Raw genomic sequence first — 11,770 nt, 5'->3', positions numbered from 1 at the left:
GTCCGCGGGAGGCGATGATGGGGCCAGCGCCTGCGCTGGACATTGACGGCGTCGGCCACCGATACGGGCCACGGCGCGCGCTGGACGACGTGTCCTTCATCGTCCCGCGGGGCAGCTTCACGGCGCTTCTCGGCCCGAACGGCGCCGGCAAGAGCACGCTCTTCTCCCTCGTCACGCGGCTGTTCCATCCGCGCCAGGGAACGATCCGCATCCTTGGCCATGATGTGGCGCGGGCGCCGGGCCGGGCCCTTTCCGGGCTCGGCGTCGTCTTCCAGGGGCGCACGCTGGATCTCGACCTGTCGATCCGCCAGAACCTGCGATACCATGCGGCCCTGCACGGCCTGTCCGACCGGGATGCCGCAAGACGGGCCGAAGAGATCCTGGCCGGCTCGCAACTGGCCGAGCGCATGGGCGACAAGGCCCGGACCCTGTCCGGCGGCCAGCTCCGGCGGGTGGAAATCGTGCGGGCCTTCATGCACCGGCCGCGCCTGATCCTCCTGGACGAGCCGACGGTCGGCCTCGACATCGCCTCCCGCGCGGAGATCATCTCGACCGTCCGGCGCCTCGTGCGTGAGGAAGGGGTCAGCGTCCTGTGGGCGACCCATCTGATCGACGAGATCGAGGAGACCGACCGCGTCGTCGTCCTGCATCGCGGGCAGGTCCGTGCAGAGGGCCATATCCGCGACGTGGTCGAAGCCGAGGACGCATACACGCTGGGTGAAGCCTATGCCCGGCTGACGGCGACGTCCGGCCTGCCGGCCGAGGACGCCGCCGAATGACGCCGCACATTCCCGATGTGACTGAGACGGCGGCGGTAGAGCGGAGCGGGCTGCGCCCCATCCATTACTGGCGCTGCTTCTGCGGCATCGTCCTGCGCGAGGCGCTGCGCTTCCTGCACCAGCGCGAACGCTTCGTCTCCGCCCTGGTGCGGCCGCTCCTCTGGCTCTTCATCTTCGCGGCCGGCTTCCGGCAGGTGCTGGGCGTGTCGATCATCCCGCCCTACAAGACCTATGTCCTCTACGAGGTCTTCATCACGCCCGGCCTTGTGGGGATGATCCTCCTGTTCAACGGGATGCAGTCGTCCCTGTCCATGGTCTACGACCGTGAGACGGGCTCCATGAAGACCCTCCTCGTCAGCCCCATGCCCCGCTGGTTCCTGCTTGTGTCCAAGCTGACCGCCGGCGTGCTCGTCGCCGTTCTGCAGGCCTATGTCTTCCTGGCCATCGCCTGGTTCTGGCGCGTGCGGCCGCCGGAATTCGGCTACCTTGCCGCCCTGCCGGCCATCGTCCTGGCGGGGCTCATGCTGGGTGCGCTCGGCATGCTCCTGTCGTCGCTGATCCGCCAGCTCGAAAACTTCGCCGGCGTGATGAACTTCGTCATCTTCCCGATGTATTTCGCCTCGTCCGCGCTCTATCCGCTGTGGCGTGTGCGGGAATCCTCGCCGCTCCTGTACCACATCTGCCAGTTCAACCCCTTCACCCACGCCGTGGAGCTGATCCGCTTCGCGCTGTACGGCCAGTTCAACGCGCCGGCCTTCCTGATCGTCGCCGCCTGCACGGCTGGCTTCCTTGGCCTGGCGATCCTGGCCTACGATCCGATGCGCGGCATGATCGCACGCAAGGGCGAAGCCCGTCCGGCCCCGTGAGAGGACATCCGACATGCGTTGTTTCCGCCCTGCTGCCCTCCTGTCCGCTGTCTGCGTTGGCGTTGCCACGGCCACCCTGGCGCAGGCTCCGGCCCCGCGTGCCATTCCGGACGGTTTCGTCCTGCCCGGACCGCCGCCCACGGGCACGGCACCTGCGGCCAAACCACCGGCAAGCCCGCCATCCAACCCGGCCCTGGCCGCGCCCGAGCAGCATGGCAGCGGCGACTGGCCCTGCATGCAGCGGCGCGTCGATCGGATGGACGCCGCCCAGATCTGGCCCGGCCTGCCCGAAACGGGGGAAACGGCGGGCGCCGATGCGGGGTCCCATCAGCTCGTGCGGGACATCACCCAGCGGCGCGTGCCCCTGGCGGAGGCGCAGGAGCGGCTGCGAACCTATCTCGACACCGTTCCGCGCGCGGCGCGTGCGGAACGGGCAGCGGCCCTGTTCCAGGACCTTCTGCGTGTGCTGAACCACGAACGGGCCGATGTCATCAACGGCATCTCGCGCTATGCGGGCAAGCAGAAGGCGCTGGCCCGGCAGATCCGGGCAGAGACGGCCCGCTTCGACACGCTGATGCGCCAGGCGACGCCCGATCCGCAGGAGGTGGCGCAGGAGCAGGAAGCGCTCCTGTGGCAGACGCGCCTGTTCGACGAACGGCGGCAATCGCTCACCTATGTCTGCGAAGTCCCCGTCCTGATCGAGCAGCGCATGTTCGCGCTCGGCCGGGTCCTGCGCGATGCGGCGGGCGCCGTTCAGGCGCCGTAGCGGCCGCGTGCATCGAGGATCGCGGGGTGATGCCTGTCGGCCCAGGCAACGAGCGCACGCATGGGCTCCATGAAGGAACGGCCGAGCGGCGTCAGCGCATAATCCACGCGCGGGGGCACTTGCGGAAAGACGGTGCGGGTGACGTAGCCGTCTTCCTCCAGCCGGCGCAGGGTGCGCGACAGCATCTGCCGCGAGATATCGCCGATCTGCCGCATCAACTCGTTGAAGCGGCGAGGCCCATCCTCGAGCGACAGGAGGATCAGGAAACTCCACTGGTCGCCGATCCGGTCGAGAACCCCGCGAACAGGGCAGACCGCCGTCAAATCCGTATCGTGTCCCAGTGCACTGTCCATTGCCGAACGCCCTCCTGGCGACGCCATGAGTCACATCGCGCTGACCAGGTGCCAGCCGTGTGACGTCTTGCGGGCGTAATAGGACATGGCTAGCTAGGTCTGCAAGTAAGACCAAGTCGCAAAAGAAGACCAGAAGGAGTTTATGATGGCCAAGGTTGCCTTGATCGGCGCATCCGGCAATGCCGGAACGCGCATCCTGAAGGAACTGTCCGATCGTGGGCACAGCGTCACGGCGATCGCCCGCAATCCCGACCGCATTGCCGCCTTGCCGCAGGTGGTGGCCAGGGCCGGCGATCTCTACGACGTTGAAACTCTGGCGCGGCTTCTGGAAGGGCATGATGCGGTGATTAGCGCCGTGCATTTTTCGGCCAGCGATCCGCAGGCGCTTCTGTCGGCGGTGCGGGCGTCGGGCGTGAAGCGCTACCTTGTCGTGGGCGGCGCGGGCAGCCTGGAGGTGGCGCCGGGGCAGCGCCTGATCGATCAGCCCGATTTTCCAGGTGCCTACAAGGCAGAAGCGCAGGCCGGCGCCGCGTTCCTGGACCTTTTGCGCGGCGCGGACGACCTCGAATGGACCTTCCTGTCGCCCTCCGCCATGTTCGTGCCGGGCGAGCGCACCGGCAGCTTCCGGCTCGGCCGTGACGAACTCCTGACCCATGCGGGCGGATCCAGCATCTCGTTCGAAGATTACGCCATTGCGCTGGTCGACGAGATCGAGCGGCCGGCGCATATCCGCCAGCGTTTCACCGTCGGCTACTGAGTGTCCGCCGGCGCAAGGTGCAGGGGCTCGTGCCGCTCCAGCGGCAGCCCGTCCTCTGCCCAGCCGTCCGTTCCGTCCGGGTACCAGGCGACGGACCCATAGCCGAGCGCCAGGGCCCGGCGGGCGGCGTTCCAGCTCATCCAGCAATCGCGCTGGCAGTAGAAGACGAGCGGGTGCTGCCGGTCGCCCTTGGTCAGCCTTGCCAGCGCCTGGCGGAAATAGGCTTCCGTCTCCGGCGCGAGATCCCCGTAGCCCGTATCCACCAGCCAGGCGGAGCCCGGGATCGCATCCCGGCGCGCCGGATGCCAGAGCGTACCCTGCGGCAGGTTGGCAGGCTTCGGCGCCCGGGGCAGGACATCTATGAAGATGGCCGCTTCGTCACGCCACAGGGCGGTCGCATCCTCCGTAGACAGGACCGTGGCGCCCGACAGGGTGGCCGGCGTCGGCGCCCGATAGTCCGAGCGACGGTAATCCTCCGGCTCGCTCACCTGCGCACGGGCGGCGAAGACGAGCGACAGGACCGTCAGAAGGGTGGATGCGGAGCGTCGCATCGGGTCAGCCGCCTTCCGGTGTGGCGATGGGCTGGTTGTGCTCGTCCAGCAGGGGAATGCCATAGGACAGGAGGATCTTGTCGATGGCGTCCTGGTTCTGCGCGATGACGCGGTTCAAGGTGCGCTTCCATTCCTGGTCGGACGGCCGGACGCCCATGGTGATGCGGAACACTGTGGCAGGTCCGCGCGGCTCCTTCAGAAGCGGCACGACGGCGTAGCCATCGCCCGATTTGCGCGCATAGTAGCCGGCGAGCGGCCCCCACAACACGGCCGCGTCGATCGTGCCGTTTTCCAGGTCGGCCATCATGTCGACGGCCGAGTTGTCGATCCGCGTATCGACCATGAGCTGGTAGCCCTTGGCCTTGTCCATCAGCCCGGCCCGCGCAAGAAAGGTTGCCGGCGGCGTGCCGGCCACGACGCCGATCCGCTTGTCCTTGAGCCGCGCGTCTTCCAGCGTGTCCACCCCGTCCAGTCCCTTGCCGGTCGGATAGACCAGCGAATAGGCCGTCCGGTAATAGGCATTGGTGTTCTGAACCAGCTCGTCCCCTTGCGGATAGGACAGGATGACATCGCATCGATGCATGCCGAGGGTCATCCGCACGAAGCCGGTGGCCTGCGGAAAATAGGTATAGCTGACCGATTTGCGCCCGAGCTTCTGCGCCAGGAAGGTGGCGAGTTCGTTCTCGAAGCCCTCGCCCGCCTCGTTGCTGTAGGGCAAGGAGTTGGGATCGGCGCAGACGCGCAGCACGTCGGGATCGACCAGTTCGATGGCGCCGCCGAAATCCCGGTCCTGTGCCAGGGCGACCGTGACGGGCGCCATCAGCGCGGCCAGAAGGATCAGAAGCCGAGGCATTCGTTTTCCGCCGTACGTGCCTCTTCGTTGATGGGCGGCCGCTTGGGCTCGCCCTTGGCCACGACGCCGTCGGCCCGTGCGCGCAGATAGACGTAGATGGCGTCCAGATAGCACATCACGTTCTTGTCTTCGCCCCAGGCGGGCATGACCGAATTGCCGCTGGAGTTCCAGACATTCTGCTGGCCGCCCACGACGATGCCGGTGAATGCGTAGTAATCGATGCGCTTGAGGGAATCGAGAAGGTTGGGGGCGAAGGACGAGCCCTGGCCATCCGGCCCGTGGCACTGCATGCAGTTGGCCGTGTATTTCTTGTAGCCGCGCCAGGTGTAGAAATCGACCGTCCCGTCATCGGAGAAATGCCAGGTCGGAACATCGGCCGTATCGACCCATTTTCCGGCGTCTCCCTCGCTCGCCTCCGTGCCGTTGGCCGTCGTGTCGGCGGAGGGATGGGCGGACAGTTTGGGCGCTCCTGCCGCGCCGGCATCGGCTGGAGCGCTTCCCGCGGCCGGATCGCTGGGCGATGGCGCCGCAGGCGGGGTCGTCGTGGTGCCGCCCTGGGCATAGGCCAGGCTGGTGGTGATCAGGAAGGCACCGGCAAGCGCCGCAATCGTTCTGGTCATCGGCATTACCCTATGCATCACGCTACGATACGGAAGGAGCCGGGCCCACCACACGCGGTGATGGGCCCGGCTTGTGTCTCCAAGGGATCAGTTGGCCGTGCTGCCCTCGGTCGCCGAGGATGCGGTCTGGTCGGGCACGGTAAAGACCGTGAGCTGCCCGCCGAGCGCCGTATAGCGCGACAGGGAGGCATAGCCGCCCACGGCGCCGAGGCCGTCATTGGAGTCGGTCAGGCCCGCCGCCAGGCCGATGCCGGCCCAGCCGCCGATGCCCGACAGGATGGCGATGTATTGCTGACCGTCCCGCTCATAGGTCGTGACGTTGCCGATGATGCCCGAAGGGGTCTTGAAGGAGTAGAGCTCCTTGCCCGTATCGGCATCCACCGCCTTCAGGTAGCCTTCGAGCGTGCCGTAGAAGACGACGCCGCCGGCTGTCGCCAGCGCCCCGGACCAGACCGAGAACTTCTCGGGGATGGTCCACTTGATCTCGCCCGTGCCGGCATCCCAGGCGATGAAGTTGCCCATGCCGCCATGGCTGTTGGGCGCCGGATACATGGACAGCGTGGCGCCGACATAGGGCTGGCCCGCCGTATAGGCCACGCGGAACGGTTCGTAATCCATGCAGACATGGTTGGTCGGCACGTAGAAGAGGCCGGTATCGGGCGAGTAGGAGGCCGGTTGCTGATCCTTGGTGCCGAGCGCGGCCGGGCAGATGCCGGTCGTGTTCACGTCCTCGCCGTTGGCGGCGGTGGAATATTGCTCCACGACCTGCGGACGCCCGTACTGGTCGGAATTCTTGTCCATCACCACTTCCGTGGCCCAGTTGACGACGGGGTCGTACTTCTTGGCCACGAGGAGTTCGCCGGTCTCCCGGTCGAGCGTATAGGCAAAGCCGTTGCGGTCGAAGTGGACGAGCGCCTTGCGCTGCTGGCCGCCGACATCGATATCGGCGAGGATCATTTCGTTGACGCCGTCGAAGTCCCATTCGTCATGCGGGGTCATCTGATAGACCCATTTGGCCATGCCGGTATCGGCATCCCGCGCGAAGATGGTCATGGACCATTTATTGTCGCCCGGCCGCTGCGAGGGGTTCCAGGTCGAGGGATTGCCTGAGCCGTAATAGACGAGGTTCGTCTCCGGATCGTAGGAGAACCAACCCCAGGTCGTTCCGCCGCCGATCTTCCACTGCTCGCCTTCCCAGGTCTTCAGGGAGGAATCCTTGCCGACCGGCTTGCCGAGCTCCGTCGTCTTTTCCGGATCGAAGAGCATTTCCGCGTCCGGACCGGTGGAATAGGCGCGCCAGGCTTGCGAGCCGTCCTTCAGATTGTAGGCGGTGAGCGATCCGCGTACGCCGAACTCGCCGCCCGAAATGCCGATATAGACCTTGTCCCTGACGATGAGCGGAGCGGCCGTGCCCGTCTCGCCCTTGGAAGCATCGCCGTTCTTCACGGACCAGACCTGCTCGCCGCTTTCCGCATTGAGCGCTACGACCGACGTATCGGCCTGGTGCAGGATGATCAGGGCCGGGCGGTCGCCTTCGGCCGGCGCATAGGCGACGCCGCGATTGACCGTGTCGCAGCACATGACGGGAATGACGTTCGCATCCTGGCGCGGCTCGTATTTCCACTTGATGGCGCCGTCTTCCGCAAGGTCCAGCGCATAGACGATGTTGGGGAACGGCGTATGCACATACATCGTATCGCCGATGACGAGCGGCCCGCCCTCATGGCCACGCAGAACGCCGGTCGAGAAGGACCAGGCGACCTGCATATCGCCCACATTGTCCTTGTTGATGTTCTTGATCGGCGAGTAGCGCTGGTTGGCGTAGTCGCCCGATTGCATGACCCAGTTCTTGGGATCCTTCCCAAGCTCGGCCAGCGCATCGTTCGCCAGGGCCCCGCCGTTCGTAAGAAGCAGGATAGGGGCGAGCAGCATCGTCGAGGCGGCGGCCGCCTTCGTCATGGATTTCAGCACGGTTTCCTCCCAAGGCGAGCGTCAGCAAACCGGCGCGGCGACAAGCCGCACAGATCAACGCCACTGTTTATGGGGACGGTTTCCGGCAGCGTGTCACGACCGCCGTTAGGGGTCCTGGTGGGCACCGTTGATGTTCGCCCTACCGAGGCCTTCGAGATCTGTCGACGCTCCCAACATCGACAGCCTTGAAGCCGGAAACCAAGGGAGAAGCTAGGACGGCAGGTCTGGATATGCAAGTATAAAACCGAACTCAATATTGTGCACTGCATTAATACATGATTTTGCGTCGCATATATCAGTTCAATTTCCTGGCTAATCAAGTGGAACCGATCCACAACAAAGTTCAGGAACGGCCGAAAGCCAGTTTAAAATTGGATAATGTGCCGCAGGGAGGAATTTCAGAATTGTATTTATTAAGATACTCTCTAGGGAAGGCGGTCATCTTCGGGGCAAGGTTCATGCAACAGGGCCGCAAGCACGCTCTGGTTCTCATGCGCAACTCGGCCGTGTGCCCCGCTTCTGTTTGGAACGGTTATCGGTTTACGATAGGGAAAACTTCCCGACGTGCGGTGCTGCAAGGGCTCGGCGCCCTTGCTCTCTTGCTGGCCGGCCCCGCACGAGCGGCGCAGGACAGCCTCGCCTTCCGTCAGGTCGCGCCCGGCACCTATGTTCATGTCGGCCATGTTGCAGTGCCAGATGCGCATTTGGGCGGAGATACGTCCAATATCGGCTTCGTGGTCGGGTCCAGGAGTGTGGCCGTGATTGATTCGGGCGGCGCACCGCGCATGGGCCGAATGATCGTGGAGGCGGTCCGCGCCGTCACCGACAAGCCCATCGCCTACCTGATCCTGACCCATATGCACCCGGACCACAGCGCGGGCGCGCAGAGCCTTCGGGAGGCAGGCGCGCAGATCGTCGCGCATGGCCGCTACGATGCCGCGATCGCCGCGCGCAGCACTTTCTACGCCGAACTGGAAACGCGGCGGCAGGGCGGCGCGCCGTCGGACTTCGTGTTCTTCGCGGCGGACATCGCCGTCAGCGACACGCTGACGCTCGATCTCGGTGGGCGACGGCTCCTTCTGAAGGCCTGGCCGACCGCCCATACAGACAATGATCTGACCGTGCTGGACGAGGCAGCCTCCCTCCTTTTGGCGGGAGACCTTCTGTTCAGCCGCCATGTTCCGACGCTCGATGGCAGCCTGCGGGGCTGGCTGGCCCTCCTGCCCGAACTTGCCAGGATTCCGGCGCGCCAGGTCGTGCCCGGACACGGACCGGCGCCCCTTCCCTGGCCGGACGCGCTTGCCGACGAACGGCGCTACCTGGAACGACTGGCTGCCGACATCCGCGCCGCCATCGCGGCCGGACGCGGCCTGTCCACCGTGCAGGACACGGCGGCCGAAAGCGAGCGCGGGCGCTGGGAGCTCTTCGATCACTATCGCGGGCAGAACGCCACGGCGGCCTACACGGAACTGGAATGGGAATGACCCCTTCCCAAAGGCGCCGTCCGGCATCACATTGCCCCTGGGCACCGTTCTCTCGGAGGAACGGTCATGAACTGCCTTCACGCCACGGCACGGATTGCCGTACTTACCATCGGAATCGCCGCATCGCCCCTGGCCCGCGCTGAGGAGCCGGCCGGAAGCTGGCCGGAGCTGCGCGACACGCTCTATGGAAGCAAGCCCATCGCCGAGAGTGACGGCGTCGTGGCGCTCGACGCGCCGCCGCGCGCGCCCGACCCTGCCACTGTACCGGTGACTCTGCACCTCGACCCGGCGCGCGACATCCGCAGGCTGACGCTCATCGTGGACGAAAACCCCGCGCCCGTGGCCGCCACCTTCGAGATCGGAGACGGCGCCCGGATCGAATCCATCGAAACGCGGATCCGCGTCAACGCCTACAGCAATGTGCGCATCGTCGCCGAGACGGCCGATGGGCAGTTGCACCAGGCGGTGCGTTACGTAAAGGCCTCAGGCGGCTGCGCCGCGCCGGCGGCGCGCGATCCGGCAGAGTCGGCCCGAACCTTGGGCGAAATGCGCCTGCGCAGACTGATCGACGCGGCCGACGGACCTTCCCGCGAGGCGCAGCTCATGATCCGCCATCCGAACAATTCCGGGCTGCAGCGCGACCAGATCACGCATCTCTACATACCCGCCCACTTCGTCTCGGACCTGCGCATCCTCCTGGATGGGAAGCCGTTCCTGTCCATGAGCGGCGGCATCAGCATCTCGGAAGATCCGAACTTCCGTTTCCGCTACGCGGGCGCCGACGGAACCTTCACCGTCACCGCGGACGATACGGATGGCCGGACTTTCGCGCGCAGCTTCACGCCGGGGGCAAGCTGACCCGCGCGGCGGATCAGAAGCAGCGGATCTCGGCCTCCGCCTGCGCGCGGCGCAGATCGGCAATGGCGGCCTTGGCGGGGGCGGAGGTGCGGAAGATGACACCCTTCTCTCCCGTCACCTGCCCCATGGACAGGTAGGTGCTGGCTTCGACATAGCGGGCATAGGGCACGACGGACGCCACCACGTCGAAGGAGCAGGCGCATTGCCGCAGCGCCGCCTGGGTTTGCCCGTTGCTCTGCATGCAGGCAAAGACATAATCGGCGATGGCCTCTGTCGGATAATCGTTGACCACCGCAGCCGAGGGGCCCGCCCCCAGCATGGCGCACAAGGCGGCTCCGGCGATGATGCGGCGTCGATCGATCATGGTTTCCTCCCATCCTCCGGCAGGTGCGCGACGAAGGCGCCGAAGGCGCGCGGCCCGTCGCCCACCGTCACATCCGCCTCGACCGCCAGCGTTTCGACATCGATCTTCATGACGCTGTTGTCGAACCAGTTCGCCACGAAGACATGGCCTTTGTCGGCCGAAACGGCCAGGCCTTCCGGATATTCCCCGACGCCGATTTCAGCCAGCCGCTCCAGGCTTGCGGCGTCCAGCACGCTGACCGTGCCGCCATGCTGGTCGGACACGAAAAGCCGGCCCCCGGCCGCCACGACGGCATAGGGCCTGTCGCCCACGGCGGCCCGGCCGCGCACCGTACGGTCCGCAACACGGATCACCGTCACGTCGTTGGAGGCGACATTGGCCACGTAAAGCTCCGATCCGTCATCGGAAAAGCTCAGGCCGAACGGGCGCTGACCCACGGCGATCACGCCCAGGCGCTCCAGTGATGCCGTGTCGAACAGGGAGACGCTGTCGGAATCCCTGTCGGCCGTCACCACCAGCGCCCCGTCCGGCGAAACGGCGACGCCGGAGGGCGAAAGACCTGTCTTCAGGCGATGGGTCACGGCCATTGCGTCCGGGTCTACCACGGAAAGCGTATGCGCATACCAGTCCGCGACATAGACCGGCGTGCCGGACGGATGCACGGCGATCCCGAGCGGGCCGCCGCCGAGCTTGATGCGTCCGGAGACCGCATGCGACCCGGTGTCGATGACCGTCAACTCGCCCGATTCGGGGCTGGTGACATAGGCGCGCCGGCCGTCGGGCGGCACCGCCACGCCGGCCGGACGGCCGCCGATCGGTATGCGCTCCAACTCCCGCATGATGCTAAAGTCCACCACCGACAGATCGTCCGAGGACTGGTTTGTCACGAAGCCGATATCCCCTGCGCTTGCAGACGGAGGGGCGAGCGCGGCTGTGACGAACAGCGCCCCGGCGACAGCCTCGAGCGCCATGGCGCGCATTGGTCAGGATCCGGATGCCAGATGCGCGGCGAGACCCTCGACCACCTTTTCCTGCATGGCCGCAACGGCTGCGTTGGCAGCGGCGTCGTTCTGGTCGGCCGGTGGATCGTTGTTGGGATAGGCGCGGTAATAGGCGCTGCGGATCTCGATTTCCGCGCGCTTGCCGCCATCCAGCGGTTTGACCGTCAGGAACTCGCTATAGTTCGTCACGGGCAGGAGCTTGACGTCGATCTGCGGCATCTGGAGCTGGTAGCTCATCTTGGCCGCATCGTATTTGTACAGTTCCTGGACCAGGGTGCCGCCGTCCTTCAGCGTGACCGTGCGGACCGTGCCGACCGCATTGCCGGGCTGCGCCTCGACCTTGGCGACGAGCGGGTTCCAGGACAGATCGTCGAAATTGCCGACCTTCTGCCAGACCGCCTCGGGCGTCATGTCGACCGCGATTTTCGTGGCGTGCTTCTGCCGGGACGGGCCATGGGCCAGCGCCACGCCGGGCAGCAGGAAGAGTGCCAGAAGGATGATTGTCAGGCGTCGTGTCACGACGTCCTCCCCTCGCATGTGCTGGTGC

13 protein-coding genes and 1 pseudogene are annotated in these 11,770 nt (G+C 66.0%); 6 read left to right on the top strand and 8 right to left on the bottom strand.

The genetic code is table 11. From position 1 onward, the window contains the following. Window positions 1–14 precede the first annotated feature (14 nt). From AUL30_RS06735 to AUL30_RS06725, 3 genes are read left to right on the top strand one after another with little or no spacing between them, the layout of a single operon-like run. Entirely contained in the window at window positions 15–779 is a 765-nt protein-coding gene (locus AUL30_RS06735; RefSeq protein ID WP_062227109.1) for an ABC transporter ATP-binding protein, read from the top strand. Beyond that, a complete protein-coding gene (locus AUL30_RS06730) occupies window positions 776–1,645 on the top strand; it encodes an ABC transporter permease (RefSeq protein WP_083507723.1) in 870 nt (289 codons plus the stop codon). Before AUL30_RS06735 ends, AUL30_RS06730 begins: the two co-directional genes overlap by 4 nt. Before the next feature lie 13 nt (window positions 1,646–1,658). Next, entirely contained in the window at window positions 1,659–2,411 is a 753-nt protein-coding gene (locus AUL30_RS06725) for a hypothetical protein (RefSeq protein WP_062227108.1), read from the top strand. Here AUL30_RS06725 and AUL30_RS06720 read toward each other — a convergent pair. Further along, complete coding sequence (locus tag AUL30_RS06720; protein WP_062227107.1) at window positions 2,399–2,764, bottom strand: winged helix-turn-helix transcriptional regulator; 366 nt, start codon at window positions 2,762–2,764, stop codon at window positions 2,399–2,401. The genes AUL30_RS06725 and AUL30_RS06720 overlap by 13 nt on opposite strands. A gap of 127 nt (window positions 2,765–2,891) precedes the next feature. On the opposite strand from AUL30_RS06720, the pseudogene AUL30_RS06715 reads away from it, so the two are divergent. Beyond that, window positions 2,892–3,521 (top strand): annotated as a pseudogene (locus tag AUL30_RS06715) (NAD(P)-dependent oxidoreductase); the annotation flags it as partial. On the opposite strand, the gene AUL30_RS06710 reads toward AUL30_RS06715, so the two are convergent. The 4 genes from AUL30_RS06710 to AUL30_RS06695 all read right to left on the bottom strand — a co-directional run bounded on the left by AUL30_RS06710 (window position 3,515) and on the right by AUL30_RS06695 (window position 7,477). Beyond that, window positions 3,515–4,072, bottom strand: a complete 558-nt coding sequence (locus tag AUL30_RS06710) for a PQQ-dependent catabolism-associated CXXCW motif protein (protein WP_062227106.1) — start codon at window positions 4,070–4,072, stop codon at window positions 3,515–3,517. The pseudogene AUL30_RS06715 and the gene AUL30_RS06710 sit on opposite strands and share 7 nt — an antisense overlap. Before the next feature lie 4 nt (window positions 4,073–4,076). Then, on the bottom strand, window positions 4,077–4,925 hold the full coding sequence (locus AUL30_RS06705) for a substrate-binding domain-containing protein (RefSeq protein WP_062227105.1): 849 nt from the start codon (window positions 4,923–4,925) through the stop codon (window positions 4,077–4,079). After that, entirely contained in the window at window positions 4,910–5,545 is a 636-nt protein-coding gene (locus tag AUL30_RS06700) for a c-type cytochrome, methanol metabolism-related (protein ID WP_083507741.1), read from the bottom strand. Before AUL30_RS06700 ends, AUL30_RS06705 begins: the two co-directional genes overlap by 16 nt. Before the next feature lie 87 nt (window positions 5,546–5,632). Then, entirely contained in the window at window positions 5,633–7,477 is a 1,845-nt protein-coding gene (locus AUL30_RS06695; RefSeq protein ID WP_062227201.1) for a methanol/ethanol family PQQ-dependent dehydrogenase, read from the bottom strand. Between the two features lie 608 nt (window positions 7,478–8,085). Here AUL30_RS06695 and AUL30_RS06690 point away from each other — a divergent pair. Then, window positions 8,086–9,000: a quinoprotein relay system zinc metallohydrolase 2 gene (locus AUL30_RS06690; protein WP_062227104.1), complete on the top strand. Its 915-nt coding sequence runs from the start codon at window positions 8,086–8,088 to the stop codon at window positions 8,998–9,000. 66 nt (window positions 9,001–9,066) lie between these two features. Next, window positions 9,067–9,858 carry a quinoprotein dehydrogenase-associated SoxYZ-like carrier gene (locus AUL30_RS06685; RefSeq protein ID WP_062227103.1) on the top strand — a complete coding sequence of 264 codons (792 nt, stop codon included), beginning with the start codon at window positions 9,067–9,069 and terminating at the stop codon, window positions 9,856–9,858. A 13-nt stretch (window positions 9,859–9,871) separates the two neighbouring features. Here AUL30_RS06685 and AUL30_RS06680 read toward each other — a convergent pair whose 3' ends face one another. Genes AUL30_RS06680 through AUL30_RS06670 form a run of 3 tightly spaced genes read right to left on the bottom strand, consistent with a single transcriptional unit; the run spans window position 9,872 to window position 11,742 of the window. Next, complete coding sequence (locus AUL30_RS06680) at window positions 9,872–10,222, bottom strand: hypothetical protein (protein ID WP_062227102.1); 351 nt, start codon at window positions 10,220–10,222, stop codon at window positions 9,872–9,874. Next, window positions 10,219–11,202 (bottom strand): YVTN family beta-propeller repeat protein, encoded by a 984-nt coding sequence (locus AUL30_RS06675; protein WP_062227101.1) that lies wholly within the window; start codon window positions 11,200–11,202, stop codon window positions 10,219–10,221. The genes AUL30_RS06680 and AUL30_RS06675 overlap by 4 nt, the downstream gene beginning before the upstream one ends. A 3-nt stretch (window positions 11,203–11,205) precedes the next feature. Beyond that, window positions 11,206–11,742 carry an SRPBCC family protein gene (locus AUL30_RS06670; RefSeq protein WP_244490727.1) on the bottom strand — a complete coding sequence of 179 codons (537 nt, stop codon included), beginning with the start codon at window positions 11,740–11,742 and terminating at the stop codon, window positions 11,206–11,208. Between the last annotated feature and the right edge of the window lie 28 nt (window positions 11,743–11,770).

The sequence above is a fragment of the Aureimonas frigidaquae genome (assembly GCF_001463905.1).
Taxonomy (GTDB): domain Bacteria; phylum Pseudomonadota; class Alphaproteobacteria; order Rhizobiales; family Rhizobiaceae; genus Aureimonas; species Aureimonas frigidaquae.
This window is presented reverse-complemented; position numbering and strand designations above follow the sequence as displayed.